20 protein-coding genes are annotated in these 18,276 nt (G+C 66.6%); 8 read left to right on the forward strand and 12 right to left on the reverse strand.

The annotated features are described in order from the left end of the window. Nucleotides 1-352 precede the first annotated feature (352 nt). Entirely contained in the window at nt 353-508 is a 156-nt protein-coding gene (locus tag AB0L57_RS23825) for a hypothetical protein (protein ID WP_364966077.1), read from the forward strand. A 263-nt stretch (nt 509-771) separates the two neighbouring features. Here the strand turns inward: AB0L57_RS23825 and AB0L57_RS23830 are convergent, their stop codons facing one another. Both AB0L57_RS23830 and AB0L57_RS23835 read right to left on the reverse strand, forming a co-directional pair. Next, nucleotides 772-1,107, reverse strand: coding sequence for an SHOCT domain-containing protein (locus AB0L57_RS23830; protein WP_364966079.1), 336 nt, complete (start codon nt 1,105-1,107; stop codon nt 772-774). Beyond that, on the reverse strand, nt 1,107-1,538 hold the full coding sequence (locus AB0L57_RS23835) for a DUF6325 family protein (RefSeq protein WP_364966082.1): 432 nt from the start codon (nt 1,536-1,538) through the stop codon (nt 1,107-1,109). The genes AB0L57_RS23830 and AB0L57_RS23835 overlap by 1 nt, the downstream gene beginning before the upstream one ends. A 121-nt stretch (nt 1,539-1,659) precedes the next feature. Here AB0L57_RS23835 and AB0L57_RS23840 point away from each other — a divergent pair, with 121 nt between their 5' ends. Further along, the gene (locus AB0L57_RS23840; protein ID WP_364966085.1) at nt 1,660-2,445 is read left to right on the forward strand and encodes an acyl-ACP thioesterase domain-containing protein; all 786 of its coding nucleotides are present in this window, start codon (nt 1,660-1,662) and stop codon (nt 2,443-2,445) included. A gap of 50 nt (nt 2,446-2,495) precedes the next feature. On the opposite strand, the gene AB0L57_RS23845 is transcribed toward AB0L57_RS23840, so the two are convergent. Beyond that, a complete protein-coding gene (locus tag AB0L57_RS23845; protein ID WP_364966088.1) occupies nt 2,496-3,353 on the reverse strand; it encodes a cyclopropane mycolic acid synthase family methyltransferase in 858 nt (285 codons plus the stop codon). Between the two features lie 118 nt (nt 3,354-3,471). Beyond that, nucleotides 3,472-4,392 carry a hypothetical protein gene (locus AB0L57_RS23850; RefSeq protein WP_364966090.1) on the reverse strand — a complete coding sequence of 307 codons (921 nt, stop codon included), beginning with the start codon at nt 4,390-4,392 and terminating at the stop codon, nt 3,472-3,474. Between the two features lie 503 nt (nt 4,393-4,895). Between AB0L57_RS23850 and AB0L57_RS23855 the strand changes: the two genes are divergently transcribed. The 3 genes from AB0L57_RS23855 to AB0L57_RS23865 all read left to right on the forward strand — a co-directional run bounded on the left by AB0L57_RS23855 (nt 4,896) and on the right by AB0L57_RS23865 (nt 7,286). After that, nucleotides 4,896-5,576, forward strand: coding sequence for a hypothetical protein (locus AB0L57_RS23855; RefSeq protein ID WP_364966093.1), 681 nt, complete (start codon nt 4,896-4,898; stop codon nt 5,574-5,576). 67 nt (nt 5,577-5,643) lie between these two features. Beyond that, nucleotides 5,644-6,558 carry a class I SAM-dependent methyltransferase gene (locus tag AB0L57_RS23860; RefSeq protein WP_364966095.1) on the forward strand — a complete coding sequence of 305 codons (915 nt, stop codon included), beginning with the start codon at nt 5,644-5,646 and terminating at the stop codon, nt 6,556-6,558. Between the two features lie 107 nt (nt 6,559-6,665). Continuing rightward, the gene (locus AB0L57_RS23865) at nt 6,666-7,286 is read left to right on the forward strand and encodes a hypothetical protein (protein ID WP_364966098.1); all 621 of its coding nucleotides are present in this window, start codon (nt 6,666-6,668) and stop codon (nt 7,284-7,286) included. Nucleotides 7,287-7,350: 64 nt separating this feature from the next. Here AB0L57_RS23865 and AB0L57_RS23870 read toward each other — a convergent pair whose 3' ends face one another. The 4 genes from AB0L57_RS23870 to AB0L57_RS23885 form a co-directional block, all read right to left on the reverse strand. Then, nucleotides 7,351-8,046 carry a sterol desaturase family protein gene (locus AB0L57_RS23870; RefSeq protein ID WP_364966101.1) on the reverse strand — a complete coding sequence of 232 codons (696 nt, stop codon included), beginning with the start codon at nt 8,044-8,046 and terminating at the stop codon, nt 7,351-7,353. Next, nucleotides 8,043-8,768 carry a GntR family transcriptional regulator gene (locus tag AB0L57_RS23875; protein WP_364966103.1) on the reverse strand — a complete coding sequence of 242 codons (726 nt, stop codon included), beginning with the start codon at nt 8,766-8,768 and terminating at the stop codon, nt 8,043-8,045. The genes AB0L57_RS23870 and AB0L57_RS23875 overlap by 4 nt, the downstream gene beginning before the upstream one ends. Before the next feature lie 53 nt (nt 8,769-8,821). Next, nucleotides 8,822-12,352, reverse strand: a complete 3,531-nt coding sequence (car, locus tag AB0L57_RS23880; protein ID WP_364966106.1) for a carboxylic acid reductase — start codon at nt 12,350-12,352, stop codon at nt 8,822-8,824. A 532-nt stretch (nt 12,353-12,884) separates the two neighbouring features. Beyond that, the gene (locus AB0L57_RS23885; RefSeq protein ID WP_364966109.1) at nt 12,885-13,106 is read right to left on the reverse strand and encodes a hypothetical protein; all 222 of its coding nucleotides are present in this window, start codon (nt 13,104-13,106) and stop codon (nt 12,885-12,887) included. 34 nt (nt 13,107-13,140) lie between these two features. On the opposite strand from AB0L57_RS23885, the gene AB0L57_RS23890 reads away from it, so the two are divergent. Next, on the forward strand, nt 13,141-13,362 hold the full coding sequence (locus AB0L57_RS23890; protein ID WP_364966111.1) for a hypothetical protein: 222 nt from the start codon (nt 13,141-13,143) through the stop codon (nt 13,360-13,362). A 571-nt stretch (nt 13,363-13,933) separates the two neighbouring features. After that, complete coding sequence (locus tag AB0L57_RS23895; protein ID WP_364966114.1) at nt 13,934-14,431, forward strand: MarR family transcriptional regulator; 498 nt, start codon at nt 13,934-13,936, stop codon at nt 14,429-14,431. Nucleotides 14,432-14,607: 176 nt separating this feature from the next. On the opposite strand, the gene AB0L57_RS23900 is transcribed toward AB0L57_RS23895, so the two are convergent. Further along, complete coding sequence (locus tag AB0L57_RS23900) at nt 14,608-15,732, reverse strand: hypothetical protein (protein ID WP_364966116.1); 1,125 nt, start codon at nt 15,730-15,732, stop codon at nt 14,608-14,610. Between AB0L57_RS23900 and AB0L57_RS23905 the strand changes: the two genes are divergently transcribed. Then, nucleotides 15,731-15,931 (forward strand): hypothetical protein, encoded by a 201-nt coding sequence (locus AB0L57_RS23905; protein WP_364966119.1) that lies wholly within the window; start codon nt 15,731-15,733, stop codon nt 15,929-15,931. The genes AB0L57_RS23900 and AB0L57_RS23905 overlap by 2 nt on opposite strands. A gap of 154 nt (nt 15,932-16,085) precedes the next feature. Here the strand turns inward: AB0L57_RS23905 and AB0L57_RS23910 are convergent, their stop codons facing one another. From AB0L57_RS23910 to AB0L57_RS23920, 3 genes are all read right to left on the reverse strand, one after another. Beyond that, nucleotides 16,086-16,538, reverse strand: a complete 453-nt coding sequence (locus AB0L57_RS23910; protein WP_364966121.1) for an RDD family protein — start codon at nt 16,536-16,538, stop codon at nt 16,086-16,088. Then, nucleotides 16,535-17,056, reverse strand: coding sequence for a hypothetical protein (locus AB0L57_RS23915; protein WP_364966123.1), 522 nt, complete (start codon nt 17,054-17,056; stop codon nt 16,535-16,537). The genes AB0L57_RS23910 and AB0L57_RS23915 overlap by 4 nt, the downstream gene beginning before the upstream one ends. 104 nt (nt 17,057-17,160) lie before the next feature. Further along, nucleotides 17,161-18,270: an NDMA-dependent alcohol dehydrogenase gene (locus tag AB0L57_RS23920; protein ID WP_364966126.1), complete on the reverse strand. Its 1,110-nt coding sequence runs from the start codon at nt 18,268-18,270 to the stop codon at nt 17,161-17,163. Between the last annotated feature and the right edge of the window lie 6 nt (nt 18,271-18,276).

The raw sequence follows: 18,276 nt of genomic DNA on the forward strand, positions 1-18,276 counted from the left end.
GACACGTGGTGGCGTCCGCCGGGTGCGGGCCGCGGGGGCTCGCCGAGGAGTATCGGTTCGAACCGGCCGCCGCGCACATGCCGTCATCCCAGGTATCGAACTCTGTCGGGCTGTTTCGCAACCCTCCGGCGACCGGCTCTTCGCTGCGCGATTCTGCCGGTTTTGTGCTATATACAGATATGAAATAAGTCCTCTGATATCGCGGCTGTAGCCGACTCGGAGGTCGGTGGCCGGAAGAGGCCGATGCGGTGGACGGGGTGCATCGGGGCCGGCAGCAGTTCCACAGCCGAGTGTGTGCGCACGGACGGAAGGGGAATTGGTGTTTACATCGGAGACCGCTACCAAATACGTTGTGACAGAACTGGAATCGACCGGCGCCGCGCGAAGTGAGGACTTCGACGTCTCGGCGATCGTGGCGACCCTGTATCGGATCGCCGAGAGCTGGGATTTCGACTTCCTCGACCGTCGTGTCTTCTGGGGTGTCGCGGCCGCCCGGTTGCGGCTGTAACCGCCGACCTCGCCTACTCGAATATCGACGCGTGCTTGAACACGTGTCCATCTTTTGCGGTGAGCATCTCCACGGCGGTGATCGGGGCGAGCGGGTCCGGTACTGGTGCGGCCGACGAGTTCGCGCCGGGCGCTGGAAGACCTCGATCTCGACCACGTCGTCGGTGACATCTCCGATCCGGATTCGCTGCGCACGGCGATGGCCGGTTGCGGGGCGCAGACGTCACGCCAGAGAGATTGCCGCGCAGCCGGACTCGGGTGCGATCAAGCCAATAGCTGTGCCTTGGCCGCGGCGAACTCCTGATCCGAGAGCACACCCGAGCGATGCAGTTCGCCCAGTTGCTGCAGTTTGGCGACCAGATCATCGCCTGCCTCGGGCGCGGGCGCCGGCGGCGGAGTGTATTGCGCTTGTTGCGGTGCGTAGGCCTGCTGCGGTGCGTAGGCCTGTTGATCGGTGTAGGCCTGCTGCTCCTGCTCGCGGCGTACGGCGCGACGATTGACCGCATTGGCGGTGGCGCTCGCGGTGCCGGCGACGACCGCGGTGCGTGCCACCGTGCCCAGCAGCCCCGGCCGGCCGATCCGCCCTGCTCGAAACACCATTACCGGACCTCCTGGGATGCGGCGAGCGCCGACTCGACGGCGTCGCGGGGGACTTGCACCTGCAATGCGAGCTCGCCGCCGCTGTCGTGAACGGTCCCGGCGAGCTTGCGTGCCCAGGTCTCCTCGTAGACGACGACCACGGCCGAGCTGCCCGGTTCGAGCAGATCCCGGACGATGTCGAGGTCCTCGTCGCTGACCAGTCCGCTCGGTTCCACCGTCAGTTCGTCCAGCCCGATGTCGCCCAGCGGTTGGTCGACTTCGACCTGGATCATCTCGCCCTCGGCGTTCTTCGCCAGGTACACCAGGTCGACGATGGTGACGAATCGTTGATCCACCACCTCGCGCAGACCCTGCACCACCGCATAGGGGACTCGTAGTGTGGGAAAGGACAGCACCGCCAGTTCCACGGGGCCCAGATTGTCGGCGACCATGTGCGGAATTGTTCCGATGCGCCGGCGGGTACCGCTTCATCCGAATCGGGTGAGAAGGTCGGCCCCCGGTGGCACGCACGACCGCTACGCTGGCTCGGGACCTGGGGAAGGAGCGTGTTTCATGAGCACAGCCGCTGTCGATCGGTTGGCCGACATCGCATTTCCGCTGACACCCTGCCCCGATGAGAGCCGGGCATTCCATGAGCAGTGGCCGGTGCGGCTCGGGGACACCGACCGTCGCGAGCGGCTACGCCTGGATGCGGTGGCCCGGTATCTGCAGGACATCGGCTACGACCATCTCGGGGTCGTCGACGAGGGGGATCTGCATCAGGGCTGGATCGTGCGCCGCACCGTGATCGATGTGCTGCGGCCCATCGAGTTCGGTGATCAGGTGCACCTGCGGCGCTGGCCGTCGGCGCTGTCGAACCGGTGGTGCAATATGCGCATCCAGGTGCGCAGTGAACTCGGCGGGCTGATCGAGGCCGAGATGTTCCTCATTCACGTCGACATCGAGGCCGGGCGTCCCGCTCGGATGAGCGAGCGCTTCATGGCGCCGATGCTCGCCGCGACCACCGAGCACCGGCTGCGGTGGCGGCCGGCACTGCGCGAGCACACCGCCGCCGATGCCGAGTTGCGGCCCTTCCCGCTGCGCGTCACCGATGTCGACCGCTACGGGCATGTGAACAACGCGGTGCACTGGGAGGCCGTCGAGGAGGCGATCGCGTGGTTCCCCGAGGCGGCCGCGTCCCCGTACCGGGTGATTCTGGAGCATGCCGGGCCGGTGCTGGGCGGCGACGAGGTGTCCATCCGTGCCTGGCGAGACTCGAACGCGGTGCGGGTGCAGCTCGAAGTGGACGGCGGCACCCGCACTCTGGCACGAATCGAACGGCTCACCGGCACGAAGTGAGCATGTGAAGACACGATGGGGCCGCCCGCCGGAGTCCGGCCGGGCGTGGGTCAGTTGAGCAGGACGTGCTGGCGGACGTCGATGTAGCCGTCGCGGAACAGATCGGCACAGCCGATGAGGTAGCGCAGGTAGCGGTCGTAGACGGCCACCGATGTGCGGTCGATCGCCTCGGCGCGGTGCTCGCGCAGCCCCTGGGCCCACAGGTCGAGGGTGCGAGCGTAGTGCGGCCGCAGGGATTGGACGTCCTGCACGGTGAAACCCGCGTGCTCGGCGTATTCGGGAATCCACTGCGGTTGCGGCAACTGGCCGCCCGGGAAGATCTCGTCGATGAGGAATTTGCAGAAGGCCAGGTATTCGTGGGTGACGGGGATACCCAGATCGCGGAGTTGGTGACGGTGGAATCCGATGATCGAGTGCAGCATCATCCGGCCGTCCGGTGGTAGCAGCCGATGACAGCTGTCGAAGAACGCGTCGTAACGTTCGCGCCGGAAATGCTCGAAGGCACCGATCGAGACGATCCGGTCCACCGGCCGGTCGAATTCCTCCCAGCCGCACAGTCGCACCTCACCGGCGTGCCGGGGCAGGGCGGCCAGCAGCGTGCGCACGTGCTCGTACTGGTTTCGGCTCAGCGTCAGGCCGATGACCCGCACGTCGTATTTCTCGATGGCGCGCAGCATGGTCGAGCCCCAGCCGCAGCCGATGTCGAGCAGGGTCATGCCGGAACGCAGATCGCATTTTCCGAGTGACAGATCGATCTTGGCGAGTTGAGCTTGTTCGAGGGTGAGGTCCGGTTCGCGGAAATAGGCACAGCTGTAGGTGCGGGTGGGGTCGAGGAACAGTGCGAAGAATTCGTCGGACAGGTCGTAGTGCGCCTGGACGTCCGCGTAGAACGGTGACAACTCGGTCATGGCGACCTCGGCTCGGATCGAAATTTCGGGATGTCTGTTCTGAGTACGAGATGGCCCGCCGCAGGGTTCGGCATGTTTGCCGCTGCAGCGTTTCACGGCCCCGGCGAGGGCCTCGCCGTCACGATGCCGCCGTCGGACCGAATTCGGCGAGGACCGTGCCGTGCCGGACGATGCCGGAGAGTCCGGGCAACTCGGCCGGCGCCGACCAGGTCCGGAAACCGTCGAAGCTGTCGCTGTAGAGATAGCGGCCTTCGGTATAGGCGTCGAGATAGATGCGATGCCCGCCGCCCGGCAGTGGTACCACCGAGGGGCCTTCGCGCGGACCGCCCCAGCCGGCCCAATCCCCCACGGCCACGAAGCTGTACGGGCCCAGCGGGTGGTCGGCGACCGCCAGCTCGATCAGTTTCGTGTCCTCGTTCTTCACGAACGCGTACACCCGTCCGTCGAACCGCACCAGCTCGGTATCGATGTAGCCCAGCGAGCCCGGGCGGCCGGGGCACAGGCCGAGGAGCGGGATCGGCGGCGTCCACGCGGAGAACTGCGGCCCGAGTGGTGTCACCAGGTGTGCTGAGAAGCCGTGCCCCCAGGTCAGCGACACGATGATCCCGACGCGTCCGGTCGCATCGACGAACCATTCCGGTGCCCATGTCCCCTCCAGCCGCCCGAGCACCAGCATGGGTATCGGTGCCATCGGCGTCCAGCTGATCCGGTCCCGGCTGCGCGCCAAGCCGATCGAGGTCGCGTCGGCGGCCATGGTGTAGGCGAGGTAGTACCAGCCGTCGGTGTGCAGCAGCACGCTCGGATCGCGGACCAACCCCGTCGGCGGTGTGTAGGCGTGGGTGGCCACCGGTGTGAACCGTGTGCCATCCGCCGATTCGTACACCGCCAATGTGGTGTCACTGTCGGCCCGGAAAGCGGTCATCGTGTACCGCCCGGGAATTCGCGGCGCGCCTCCCACCGGCTGCGCACCCGCGGTCCCCGCCGCGAGCAGCGGTAGCCCCGCCAGCAAGGCGAGTGCGGATCTGCGTCCCATTGCCATGCGCAGGGATTCTGCGGTGCGAGCGTGGAGATTCACCGCAGGCGCGCCGGTCGCCGTGCCGGGCCCGGACGTCGGATCCGATCGTCGTCGGCCCTGCGGTATTCGCCGGCTTGGAGACGCTGGATCAGGCGGCCGGTCCGGTCGGTGAAGTGACCGAAGACCCCGCTCCGCAGTTCGAGTAGATCGGAGCAGTGCGGTGGTTCGCGCGCGCTGACCGGGCTTGCGCGTGCCCGGCGACGGACAGGGCTCGTGGCGCCGGGATTGCCACCGGCCGAGCTCGAGGTGTTTCCGGTCGCGCCGCCGCCTGGGCAGGGGTGATCAGGTCTCGTTCCCGAATCGTCGCCCGGTGTTCGGCGTGGCGTGTCGCGTGGCGTGTCGATCGCTGTAGTGGAATCGATGCACAAGCGATCCAGCTCGTCCCGAACGTGATCTTGCTCGACGAACACCGGCGCAGACATCCCGCACCCGGTGGGATGCCGCGGAGTGGAAGAGGGAGAACGCTCGTGCGAACAATTCTTGTGGCGTCCGTCGTGGCATTGCTGATGACGGGTACCGCCGGCGCGACGGCGAGTCCGACCGGCGACCCGGCGGTGCCGAATCCGCGCACATCGTTCGTGATCGTGTCGCTGATCCCCGGAATGAGCACCGGCACAAGCAATTCGAGCGAACCGCGTCCCGCGTTGTCGATGGCCAAGCTGTTTCTGGCCGACTACGTCCTGCGCCACGGCGACGGGTCCGTAGCGGATCGTGAACTGGCGCAGCGTGCGATCCGATTGTCCGACAACGATGCCGCGACCACCCTGGACGACAAGTACCCCGCCGCCATCGCCGCCATCGCGGCCGAGTTCGGGCTCACCGACACCCGGCGCGGTGCCTTCTGGGGCGAGTCCGTCACCAGCGCAAGCGATGTCGCAGACTTCCTCGCCGCCGTGGAACGCGGCACGCCTTTCTCGCCGCTGCTCGCCTGGATGGCCGGCGCGAGCCCGATCGCCGCCGACGGCACGGTGCAGAATTGGGGAACCGCGCGCATACCGGCCGTGATCGGGAGCAAATGGGGCTGGGCGGACGACCATGTCTCGGAAGTCGCTTCGGCGTCGTTCGGTCCGGGCTTCGCGACCGCCGCCTTCACCTATGGTGACGCCGACGACGAGAACGCCGACCTGGCAGCATTCCTCGGGTGGTGACGAAGGTCCCGAACCACCAGGCCGAGTGCGGCCGCAGTGGCGATCGACGCGAAAAGACAGGCAGCACATGACTTTCGGTGAATATGGCGGAGATTCCTGGGATGCGGCCTCGGGTGTCGGCGCGACCGCCACCATGTCCGCGGCCGTCCGTGCGATAGCGACCCGGGCCGATCTCATCGACGACCCGTTCGCTGAACCGCTCGTCCGCGCGGTCGGCATCGACCACCTGACCCGATTGGCGACCGGCGAAGTGTCCCACGATGATTCGGTCGACCGCATCTGGATCGACATGGCCGAGGTGCGGGCCGACTTCTACGACGGATTCTTCCTCGACTCGACGAGTGCGGGCATCACGCAGGCCGTGATCCTGGCCGCCGGCCTGGATTCCCGCGCCTACCGACTGCCTTGGCCGCCCGGCACCGTCGTCTACGAGGTGGACCAGCCCCAGGTGATCGGATTCAAGACCCGAACCCTGGTCGAGCTGGGTGCCACCCCCACTGCCGATCGCCGAACAGCCGGGGCCGACCTCCGCGACGATTGGCCCGCCGCCCTGCGAATCGCGGGATTCGACCCCGCCCGCCCGACCGCGTGGTCGGCCGAAGGTCTACTGAGCTACCTCCCGCCCGAGGCACAGGATCACCTCCTGGACACTGTCACCGCACTCAGCGCACCCGGCAGCCGAGTGGCCACCGAAAGCCGGCCCAACCCACGGCCCGGCGACGAAGCCGAGACGAGACAAGGCCTGCGCCGCATCTCCGACCGCTGGCGCACTCAGGGGTTCGACACCGACATGGAGAAGCTGCGTCACTTCGGCGAGCGCAACGAGGCGGGGCCCTACCTGAGGCGGCTGGGCTGGGAACTGGACGGCGCCACCATTCGAGACCTGTTCACTGCCAGAGGACTTCAGTCGTTGCAGGACGACACCATGCGTCTGGGCGACCTGCGGTACGTGAGCGGTGTTCTCGGCGGAAGCGTGGCGTAGAGCCGCCGCGCCGATCCAGGGGTTCTTCCCGGTGACGAGGTTGCCGTCGGTCCTGGCGTGCGACGATCTCTGCGCAGAGTCTCACCCGCGATCGATAGGATCGCTCGATGCCCCGGACCGCCGCGAACGTAGCCCCGCCGGCCGCCGCGAATCCCGATGACGAGGTGAATCGGTACCTCCGGAAGTTCAAATCGTCGCTGGTCGAACGCTGGTCCCACACCCGCATGAAGGAGTTGTACGAGATCGTCGACCTGTCGGTCCACCTGTGGGCGATGGACCGTGACGATGAGGCACTCGCGATCCTGCGTTCGGTGACAGGTGTGATCACCGAGCCGCCCCGCACCCGGGACGGCACGGTCGACTACAACGTGTGGTGTCCGGTGGTGGCCGCCGATGCGCTCGAGGCCTGGTTGTTGCGCGCTCGTGGTGACGTCGCGGCCCGGGTCCCCTCCGCCCGGATATCCGATGATCCGGGCTTGGCCGACAATCCGGATTTCATCAGCGACCAGGTGGTGAGCGCGCCGGCGAAGATGGCCGCCGCGGCGGCCGAGTCCTCGGTGAAACGGGCCTGTCATCGGTTGTCTCGGACGCTGATCGGTCTGCTGTTGCTCGCCGAGCTCGCGGCCGCGGATCACCGCTTCGCCGGTTACTACGACGCCGACGAGGTGGTGGCGCTGATCGGAACCGGCCGCGACCTCCTCCGCACTCGCCTCGACGCGGCGGCCTGACCGCGAATCGCTCGGCACGGTACGGGCGCACGGCCGATGTGGCCGGTAGGCCCCGGCCCGGCTCTCAACCGGCGTGCTGCGCGTGCAGGGATTTCGCGGTGGGGGAGTTGGGGACCGCCGTGGGATCGGGGTGGGTGCCCAGCGCGCGGTCGGCGGTGCCCGAGGTGGTGACGGTGAACCAGTAGTGCTCGTTCCTGAAATGGTGCAGGCGGTGATTCTTCCTGACCGCCTTGAACATTCGGGTTCGCGGCTGATAGTCGGTGTGGATCAGGTAGTGGGTCCACTCGTAGTTCACGCCGAGCACCCCGAGCGTGGTCAGGTAGATCAGGCCCAGACCCGGCCGCGGAAAGGCCAGCAGGGCGATGGTGAGCAGCGCGGGCAGCAACCACAGAAAGGTCTGCCACGGAATGAAGATCAGATCCACGTCGCGCGGATCGGCGTGGTGCGCACGGTGTTTGCGGGCCAGCAGCGAATCCACGGTGAGTCTGCCGATCCGGCGTGGCCGCCAGTGCAGCACGCACACGTGGATCACCCACTCGGTGAACGGGAACAGTGCGAGCATGACGGCGGGTACGACCGCGTCGGTGTACTGCCAGTCGCCGACGACGATGCGGGCCGTCGCGGCGGCGGCCAGCAGTCCCGCGATGATCCACGGTGACGGATGACGCACGAATTCGCGCGCGGCCGCGCTCAGGGTGAGATCTCTTCGGCGGCTGTGGGTTTCGGTCTTCGCGTTGTGGATTCGCGCGGTGACGTTCATGGTGTGTTCTCCTCGAGGTGCCGCATCAGCGTGTCGAACTCCGTTGTCGCCGTGGTCAACAGCCGCTCGGCCGCCTGCCGGGCGGCCGCCGCGTCACCGGCACCGATCGCTTCGGCCAGGGCGCGGTACCGGTCGATCTGGCCGACCTCGGCCGACATCACCTGTGCCAGGGCCACCATGGCGGGTTCGTAGACCGCCCGCAGATCGTTGAACAGCAGCCGGTACACGATCGAATCCGCGGCATCGACCACGTGGTCCCAGAAGCCGAGGGCCTCCAACTGCTGTGCGAGCGGGTCGGATTGCGCGGCAAGCGATTCCACGGCATCGCCGAGCATCTCGGCCAGATCGGGGGCGCCGCGTTCGGCGGCCAGCCCGGCGACCTCGCGGCCCATGGTCAGCCGTGCGTCCAGGATGCTGCGCAGCACATCGTGATCGAGGTGGCCCGCCCGCAGGATCAGGCGGGGCAGCAGGTCGAGTCCCGCGGCGCGGCGGAAGTCGCGCACGATGGTCGCGCCGCCCTGGCGCACCTCCACCAGGCCGCTGTGTGCCAGCCGCTGCATGGCCTCCCGCACCGTCGGCCGCGACACGCCCAGCACCTCGGCCAGTTGCCGCTCGGCCGGCAGTGCGGCCCCGGGTTGGAGCTCGCCGTCGAGCACCTCGCCCACGAGCTGGTCGTACACCGAATCCGGCGCGGTCCTTCGATCGATCCGTCGCAATGCCACAGTCGAACAGTAGGCACCCAGTGGTCAGAGGTCAAGTGGTCAGACCAGTTGGGTCATACCGGCTCGAGCAGGCCCAACTGCCGTAGATCGGTGACGTATTTGTCGATCAGCGGTTCGGTCAGGTGCGGTACATCCCGGGTGTGGTCGATCGCAACGGATTTCACCGCCGAACGGAAATTCTCCGCGGGCATCGGGGTCACCGGCATCGGTGCCGCCGGCCGGGCATACGCGCTCAGCAGCGGCAGTACGGAGTTCTTCCGCTGGTTCTCGGGCAGCGCCCGCAGCGCCGCCTCGAACCGGCTCAGCCATTCGTCGTAGTTGTCGATCCGGTCGATTCTGTTTCCGGCCGCACTGAGCCAATCGACGAATGTGTCCAGGGAAATACCGTCGTCGTAGGTGTTGAGCACGTTGTACGTGCGGTAGTCGCCGGTGCTGTCGTCGCCGAGGGAGGTGATCGCCGCGGCGGTGAAATCCGCTGGAAGACCGTCGTAATGGGCGCGTTGCGGGTTGCCCGCGGGGTCGAGCTGATAGAAGGATCGGGGCGCGATGTGGGTCGTCACCAGACTCAGCACCAGGCGGGTGAACATGTCGGTCACGTTGACCTGGCCGGCGTAGCGGCTGTGCGCCAGGATCATGTCCGACCTGAACACCGCCACCGGCAGCCCGCACAGATCGTGTGCCCGGCGTAGCAGCACCTCGCCGGCCCACTTGCTCGTCGCATAGCCACTGGCATAGGACGTGTCCAGGGAACGGGACGGACTGGCGCCGCGCACGTCCACGTCCTCGCCGATGAAACTGCCGTCGGGTAGTGCGGTCACCGCCACGGTCGAGATGTAGTCGATCGGCTTGAGCCGCCCGGTGATCGCCAACTCGACGATCTCGGCGGTACCCACCACGTTCGGGCCGAACAGCTGGCTGTAGGGCAGTACATGATTGACCATCGCGGCCGCGTGCACGATCAGATCCACCGACTGCGCGAGACGGTGCCAGGTAGGGGTGTCGACGCCGAGTTCGGCCGCACCGACGTCACCGACGAGTACCTCGAGATGTTCGTCCGCCAAGGCGCGGAAGCGGGCGGACAACTCGGCGTCACCGCTGTCGATCGCGGCCTCGATGCGTTGGCGCGCCGCGATCGGGTCGGCGCCGCGGGCCAGGCAGATCAGTGTGCCGTCGACCTTCGCCAGCCGTTCCAGCCACTCCAGGCAGAGGAATCGGCCGAGATATCCGTTGGCGCCGGTGAGCAGGACGGTGCGCACCGTCCCGCTCGGCGCCACGAGCGTGGGTGCGGCAGCCAGCGTCTGCGCGTCGATGAATTTGTCCAGCGTCAGGTCGGACGCGTGCACGACGGTGGCATCACGGCCGTGCACCGAGGCGAAGGTGGGGCGTGTCGAGGTCGAGGTACGTTCGCCGTCGACGTGATCGGCGATGGTGGCCAGGGTCGCTGTCGGACCGATGATCGTCTGCACCGGAACATCGATGTGATAGATCTGCTCCAGCAGCGAGCCGAAGGAGAACGCCGAGAGCGAATCGCCGCCCAGGTCGATGAATGCGGCGTCGGCCGGCAGACCCGATCCGTCGGCCTCCGAACCGAGGGTCGCCGCGGCGGCCCGTCGAACGGTGTCGATCGTGGGGAGATCCCGGGCATCGGCACGCATCCGATCGATCCGATTCTCCTGTCCCGCTGCGATTTCGGCGTACATCGCATCCAGTCGCTCGCCGTATCGGGCCTTCAGCGCCGGGCGCAGCAGTTTGCCGATCCCCGACAGCAGACCGTTCTCGAGGGTGAACGGTTCGGGCTCCAACAGGAAGGCGCGCGGGATCTCGTAGCCGTTGAGCCGATTCTCGGTTGCCTTCTGCTGCAACGACTCCGAGATGACGACGCGGGCGTCCCCGTCGCCGATCGCATCGCGGTTCGGCACGATCACCGCCAGCAGGAACGATTGTTCGCTGTTGCCGTAGACGAAAATCTGCCGGATGTACGGGCTCGCGGCATAATCGGCCTCGAGCTGGGAGACCGCGACGAACTCACCCTGTGACAGCTTGATGACGTTGTTGCTGCGGTCGAGATAGACCAGGTGATCGGGCGCGGTCTCGGCCATGATGTCGCCGGTCTTGTAGAAGCCGTCCTCGTCGAATATCTCGGCCGTCAGCTCGGGGTTCCGGTAATAGCCGGGAATCAGGCTGGTCGTCTTCAGGCAGAGCTCGCCGCGCGGATACGGCCGGTCGGTGGTGAAGTACCCGAGTTCGGGAACGTCGACGAGTTTGTAGTCGGTGACCGGCGGGCGCATGATCTGCCCGTTGCGCAGGATTCCGCCACCGTTCTCGGTCGAGCCGTAGCCGTCGTCGACGGGGCAGTCGAGCAGCGACTCCATGAAAGCGCGCATCTGCGCCGACAACGGCGCGCTGCCGCACATGGCCGACACCACGCGACCACCGAGAAAGTCTTGGCGCAGTGTGGATTTCACCATGTCGTCCAGGACGTCGGGGTGCTGCGAATCGCCCGCCACCTGATCCAGCTCTCGGCGGTAGCGTCGAAAGATGGTGTCGCACACGCGCGGAACGAGATTCAGCGCGGTGGGCCGAACCAGCTCGATATCCTCGAACAGAGTGGACATGTCACTCTTGGCGGCAAAATATCCGATACCGCCGGCCGACAGCGTGCCGATCAGCCAGGCCAGCCCGTATATGTGGCTCAGCGGCATGTACTGCAGATGGATCGCCGGGATCCGCACACCGCTGTCGGGCATCAGGCCGTGCGGACGCAGCCACAGTCGCGCCACCAGGTCGGTGGTGTACATCGCCCCCTTGGGCGTGCCGGTGCTGCCGGAGGTGTAGATCAGAGTGGACAGTGGGTCCTGGCCCGCCGGTGGGACGAACGCCGGTGCCCGGGGCCGGCCGCGCCCGACATCCAACTCCTGTCGCAGCGGAATCGCATCCACGGAGCGGCCGGCTTCGGCCAACCGCATGGTCGCCGACTGGAACCGCTCGTGCTGCTCGTCATCGTCGCTGCGGTAGTCGAAGACCACCAACCGCTCGACCGAGGGAGCACCGAGTACGACGTCGACCGCGACATCCACCGATTCGATGCTGCTGGCGAAGATCCGCGGCTCGGTCTCGGCGACGATGGGCGCCAGCCGGGAAACCGTGGAGCTGGTCTGCAACGGTACGAACACGGCGCCCAGGCGGATACACGCCAGGTCGATCAGTGCGTAATCGATACTGGTGAAGCCCAGGACGGCGACGACGTCACCGGCCCGAAAGCCGCTCGACCACCATGCGCCGGCCAACTCGGTGACCCGGTCGTGCAACTGGCCGTAGGTGATCGTGTCGAAGCTCGGCAGCAACGTCGTCGTCCGTCGTCCCGTGGTCTCGTCCCGCGTGACCTCACGCGCACGCTGTGCCAGCGCCGGACGGTCGGCGTAGCCGTTCAGGTACTCCGCCACCACTTCCCACAGCCGCAATCCGGGCCGCTGCGCGGCGTCGATCACTTCCGGCAGTGGTGCCGCGGCCCGGAACTGCGGGTCGGTCGTGTACAGATGGTCGATTCGACGGGGCAATCGCTGGTCTCGGGCAGTTTCATCCATGATTCCTTACCTTCGTCGGCGGTGTTCGTGGATGGTCGAGGCCAGGCCGAACACCAGGTCAGGGCATGTCAGGCTCACATCCAGTGAAGTCCTGCCGGAGCGTCTGTTCAATAGGCAGATCGCATGACGGTGCCGGCGCCCGGCTCGGAGACTCGGTCCGGTATTCGGTGAATTACGTCCTTGCCCACCCCTGATGGACCCGCGGATATGTGACATGAATAAACTCGGACCAGGGGAAATAATCTTGCTGGGAATTAACTTTCCGGAGCTAACTATTAATAGTCGATAATGATTCTTTCGGTCGTTTGAAATTGTCGATTTCAACCACGAAAAGATGAGAAGAGGTTATATTTTAAACGCCCACTTTTGCTCAGCATTTTCTGGAGATAGTCATGCGATCCATCTCGTCCGTACTTCGTGCCGGTGTTCTCGTTCCGACGGCCGCCGCTGCCGTCTTTTGTTTGGCGGCACCGGCGAATGCCGCCCCGGTCAGCGTGAACTGGAGTTGTCAGGGCACGATCCTCGGTATCGGTCAAACCTCGAGCATGTCCACCTCGGTCACCGGCACGGCGCCGGGTTCGGCGGCGTCGGGCTCCGCGGTGGCCATCACTCTCACGCCGGGCGCCTCGTCGGTTCCCAGTTCGGCGTCCGGCTTCACGGTGAACAACATCAGCAACCTGAAGATGACCTTTCCCACTCCGGCGAATTCGACTTTGGTCTCGGCTACCGCCTCCGGGGGTACCGTGGCCGGCACCGTCGCCACATCGGGTGGGAATGTCGTTCTGACCGTGCCGGGTCCGATCGCGGGCGGCACCAGCTTCACTCCGCCGGCGGTGACCATCAACGTCACCGCCGGTGCCGCCGGAACGTCGATCACCAGTAAATACGCGGGGACCAGTTACGCCAGTCCCGGCATGACCATGACGACGAACGTCGCACTGGTCGGCAATGTCGCGACCTCGTGCTACCCGAACCCGTCTCCGACCCTCACCACCACGACCGTCAGCTGAGTGCGCGGACAGGTGCCGAGGCGTGATGACCGGTGTCCGCGGCGGCAGCCTGTGGTGATCATGTCTGGACCGGGTTGTGCCAGCAGCCCGGTCCAGTCCCGCCCGAATCGAACCGGGTGACCGCTTCCCTCGACAGTGGTTGCCCCGCTTCGGGTTTGATGTAACGACAGCCACTTCGACCGAATAATGCGATGCACAGTATCGCATCGGCCGCTGTGTCGTACAGTGCATTTCGGCACATCCACGGTCGCTTCGACGACCGAGCGGTGCCCGCTTTCGTGATGCCTGTCAGCCGCGGTCCGGGCTGTCGGCCAATCGATTGACAGGAGCCCACATGCTCGCTTCCGACGCCCGGCGGCGATCCCTGCCGCACGCGGGGAAAACGATTGCGCACAGCTGTGATTGCCGTGCCGCCCTCGATCCGCGCAGCATTACCGCGGTCGGCGGTATCCGGCGAATCCACCGATCTCCCTGACCTCCCGACGGACTCGGGTGCTCGGAATCCGAGCATGTCTTGATCGGTGACTTCTGCTGAGCGGTTTCATGTTTCAAGTGATCGAGGGGAAAGCCTGTGTGCCCGAGAGCAACCGAACCCGACCGGATCTCGGACGAGCTCAAACGGGCCCTGGAGTTCTACCACGGAACCGCCGAGGATCTGGTCCGCGAATTGATCAGAGTGCTGGGTGTGAACGAGACCGATCGGCGCGCGCTGGAGATCGTGCTGCTCCACGATGAGAAGTCGACGACTCCGGGACTGCTGGCCGAACGGCTCGGCCTCACCGCCGCCGGTGTCACGATCATGCTCAACCGGCTGGAGAAGCAGGGCTACATCGCCCGCTCGCTGCACCCGACCGATCGTCGTCGCGTGATCGTCATGGCTACCGAACTCGCGGCCCATCGCGTTCAGGAAATCGTCGTGCCCATGATCGTCGAGAGCTACAAGATGTTATTGAGTTGGTACGACTCCGCCGAACTCGAAACAATCGCCGACTTTCTCACCCGCGCGGGTGAACTACAACGAATTCACCGACAACGGCTGCGTGATGTCACTCCCTACTCCAGGCCGTGAAACGTTCGATCACGAAGCCTGGCATGAGTTGAGATAAATTCTCGGCGCTTCGATTTCCGGCGCCCAGAATTTGCTGTGCACTCTCGGTGAAAATATCAATCGCGGATACCTCCTGGAGTTGTTCGGTGAGGTGCCGCGGTGCTGGGAGAAAGAAGTACTCGAATGCCTGCCGACGATCACAGCGAAGACCCAGTGGCCGAGCCCGATATCGATGCGGCACCGCCGCCGCCGCCGATACCGCGATGGCGCCGACCGGCCGCCGCGACATCTGCCGAGACCTTCCGGCGGCGGATATCGCGTGCGGGGGCGATCGCCGCGGTGGCGACCACGGCGATCGGGATCACGCTCATGGTGCGGGCGGACTCGATCCCGCTGGTTCGGGCGGGCAATGCGGCGGCGTTCACGGCCGGACCCACTGTGCGGGCCTTCGAGGCCGACGCCGTCCGAAGCCAGGCTGTCATGTCGAGCGCGACCGCGGACGCACCGAGCGAGGTTTCCGGACCGGTAGCCGGCACCGACACCGGCACCGAAACCGACACCGACACCGGCACCGAAACCGACACCGGCACCGATGCCACTGCCGATACCGGAACCGCCCCGCCGCCTGCCGATTCCACCGACCCCGCCACGCCCACTGCGCCGGAATCGACGACCGTCCCGACGACCGATGCCTCGACGGCTGCGTCGATGAGCGCGAGTTTCTCCATGACGGCGAGCTTTTCGATCCAGGCCACCCTGGGAGTACCGGAACCGGGCGCGGCCGCCCCGACCTCGCTGCCCACGGTGACCGTCACCACGACACCTGTGGAACCGCCGCCGGTCACGGTGCCGGCCGATCCGAGCACGGTGACGGTCTCGGCTGATCCGTCGAGCGTCACCGTCACCTCCGACACGGTGACCACCACGGTGCCGACCACCACGACACCGGTGCCGACCCGTACCACCACGGTGCCCGCGAGCACGACGCCGGCCGGTTCGGCCACGGCATCCCCATCCTCGGAGGTGGCCACGAGCCCCGCATCACCGACGACCACATCGACACGGTCCACGACGACCGCGGCACCGAGAGCGACCGAGCTCCCGCTACCGGCGAGATCGACCCGTCCGACGGCGCTACCGACCGCGGCGGCCCGCCCGTCGACCCCGTCGATCGCGCATCCACCGACCGCTTCGCCGAAGGTGACGGCCGCGAGATGAGCGCACGTCCGCAGACCGGCGGATCGCAATCGGTGCGGACCGCGCGCGATCCGGTATCGCGCGCGGTCCCGCCCGGCAACCCATCGGCGATAGCCTTGATCCATGGCCTTCGTGGTATATCTCGCCGATTCGACCGTCGTGGAGTACGGAGTCGGCTACAGCTACACCTTCGGCCCGAGTGGAGTCCTCGCGGTCAGCGCCGCCGGTGTCACCCGGTTCTACGCACCCGGATATTGGACCCAGGTCGACGAATACAGCGCCGACGAGCCGCCGAGCCGGCACGCGAACGAACAGCAGCCTTGACGGCGGCGGGTCGGCGGACGGCGACCGCATTCGTGGCGTGTACATATCGGGCGGATGGCGGACTGGGCCGCTGTGCTTCGGCTGGTCGGAGATCGCGAGCTGTTCTTTCTGCGACTGATGTGCCGTCGCGGTCGCGATGGCCGACGGGCCCGCCCTACGGCTGTGGATGGGGCTCCGGCTGCCAGTCGTAGACGACCGTGGTGCGCAGGACGATGTCTTGCAGCGAGTACCGGTTGGCGTCGATCACCACCCAGAACAATCCGACCGCGAACATCACGCAGAGCACCGCTCGCAGCAGGGCGCGCGGCCATCCGACGAGTTCGCCGTCGCGGGTCACCAAGCGCAGTCCCATCATCACGGCGCCGACGGTGCGACCACTGACCGCCCAGCACGCGGTCAGGTACAGCACCGACACCACCAGAAATATGCTGGTCGACATGACCGCACCGGCGTCGGGCCAGGTGAAATCCTGTGGCGAGAACATCAGCCGGGCGAACGCGAGGCTCACGTAGATCGCGGCCATGATCATCAGGACGACGGCGACATCGACCCCTGATGCGATCGAGCGGGTCACGATGCCGGCCGGACGGTGGGCAGGGGTCCTCACTTCGCGCCCGATTCGGGAGGTGCGCGCCGGATCAGCCTCCCGACGAAACCCGCGACGGCGTCGTCCGCGTGCATCCCCTGGCTCCGGATGCCCAGAACTGCCTCCGCGGACATCGAGTCGGTGGACTCCCGGATGATTCGCGGCAGGTCGACGCCCTCGATCACGGTGTCGGCCAGCACGACCAGGTCGACCCGCCCGATGATCTTGTCGACGTCGATCCGTTCGGCCACCGCGTCGAGATCGACGTTGTCGACGACGATCGCGGTGAGGTCGACAGCGTCGAGCGCGGTCCGTACCACCCGGCGAATCCCCGCATGCAACATCTGCTCGGTGAGGGCGTCGACGGCACCCAGTGTCTCGGCGCCGCGCTGTCGGAGTTCCGTGAGCGCCGGCTGGACGCCGGGCACGCGCCGGGCGATGCCGAGGCCGAACCCCAGCATGCGCCCAGCGGTTCCACCGGCCCTCGCGGCCGCTCCGACCACCAGGTTCACCGGATTCGGCATCGTGGTGCCATCCACCACACCATCAAACTCGGTCGATACCCGATCGGGCACGCCTTTCGAGATATTCGGCTCGGTGCCCGCCCTCCACCACGGGAAAGCGGGCACCACGAGTACGCGCCCTATCGGTGCACGATCACCCCTCGAATGTTCTTGCCGTCCCGCAGGTCCTGATAGCCCTGATTGACGTCCTCGAGGCTGTACCGGTTGGTGATCAGCTCGTCGAGCTGCAGCCGGCCGGCATCGTAGAGCCGCAACAGCCGCACGATGTCGTACTGCGGGTTCATCGACCCGAACAGCGAGCCCTTGATGGTCTTCTGGTTCAGTGTCAGGTCGGCACCCGAGACGTGCACGGTCAGTTTCTCCGGATCGGCGAGTCCGGTGATCACCACGGTTCCGCCCTTGCCGATCACCGCGGTGGCGGCCGAGACCACTTCCTCGTCGACGGTGCCGACCAGGATCAGCGCCGCGTCCGCGCCCTGTCCCCAGGTCAGTTCGTCGACCTTTTCCGCGGCGGTGGCCGCATCGGAAAAGGCATGTGTGGCACCGAATTTCAGTGCCTGCTCCCGCTTCATCGGGATCGGGTCGACCACGACCACGTACTTGCAGCCGGCGCTCACCGCGCCCTGCACGGCGTTGATACCGAGCCCGCCGATGCCGTAGATGACGGCGGTGTCGCCGGCCCGCAGGTTGCCGGCGTTCACGGCGGTGCCCCAGCCGGACGGCACACCGCAGCCGACCAGGACCGCGGTCTCGAGCGGGAGCCAGTCGTCGACCTTGACCACCGACTGCTGTGAGATCGTGGCCCGCTCGGCGAACGTGCCGAGCATGCACATGGCCCCGAAGTCCAGGCCCTTGCCGTGGAAGCGGAAGCTGCCGTCGGGCATCGATCCCTCGAGGATCGTGGCGCCCATGTCGCACAGGCTCTGCCGCCCGGTCGAGCAGTAGCGGCAGGCGCCGCAGTTCGGGATGAAACTGCAGACGACATGGTCGCCGGGCGCGACCTTGGTCACGCCGGGGCCGACCTCCTCGATGATCCCGGCCCCCTCGTGACCGCCGACGATGGGATAGCGGGGCGGCAGGTCCCCGTCGGTCAGGTGCAGATCCGAATGACACAGCCCCGCGGCGGTGTACTTGATCAGGACTTCGCCCGGTCCCGGGCCGTCGAGCTCGAGTTCCATGAGTTCGAACGGCTTACCGGCCTCGAGAAGGACTGCGGCGGTGGTCTTCACGTGATT

Origin of the sequence: Nocardia sp. NPDC052254 (assembly GCF_040679495.1) — a bacterium.
GTDB lineage: Bacteria > Actinomycetota > Actinomycetes > Mycobacteriales > Mycobacteriaceae > Nocardia.

Coding starts and splice junctions, on each gene's coding strand:
- AB0L57_RS23830 (WP_364966079.1), bottom strand. CDS start 1,107: ATGGTGTTTCGAGCAGGGCGGATCGGCCGGCCGGGGCTGCTGGGCACG.
- AB0L57_RS23835 (WP_364966082.1), bottom strand. CDS start 1,538: ATGGTCGCCGACAATCTGGGCCCCGTGGAACTGGCGGTGCTGTCCTTT.
- AB0L57_RS23840 (WP_364966085.1), top strand. CDS start 1,660: ATGAGCACAGCCGCTGTCGATCGGTTGGCCGACATCGCATTTCCGCTG.
- AB0L57_RS23845 (WP_364966088.1), bottom strand. CDS start 3,353: ATGACCGAGTTGTCACCGTTCTACGCGGACGTCCAGGCGCACTACGAC.
- AB0L57_RS23850 (WP_364966090.1), bottom strand. CDS start 4,392: ATGGCAATGGGACGCAGATCCGCACTCGCCTTGCTGGCGGGGCTACCG.
- AB0L57_RS23860 (WP_364966095.1), top strand. CDS start 5,644: ATGACTTTCGGTGAATATGGCGGAGATTCCTGGGATGCGGCCTCGGGT.
- AB0L57_RS23865 (WP_364966098.1), top strand. CDS start 6,666: ATGCCCCGGACCGCCGCGAACGTAGCCCCGCCGGCCGCCGCGAATCCC.
- AB0L57_RS23870 (WP_364966101.1), bottom strand. CDS start 8,046: ATGAACGTCACCGCGCGAATCCACAACGCGAAGACCGAAACCCACAGC.
- car (WP_364966106.1), bottom strand. CDS start 12,352: ATGGATGAAACTGCCCGAGACCAGCGATTGCCCCGTCGAATCGACCAT.
- AB0L57_RS23905 (WP_364966119.1), top strand. CDS start 15,731: ATGGCCTTCGTGGTATATCTCGCCGATTCGACCGTCGTGGAGTACGGA.
- AB0L57_RS23900 (WP_364966116.1), bottom strand. CDS start 15,732: ATGGATCAAGGCTATCGCCGATGGGTTGCCGGGCGGGACCGCGCGCGA.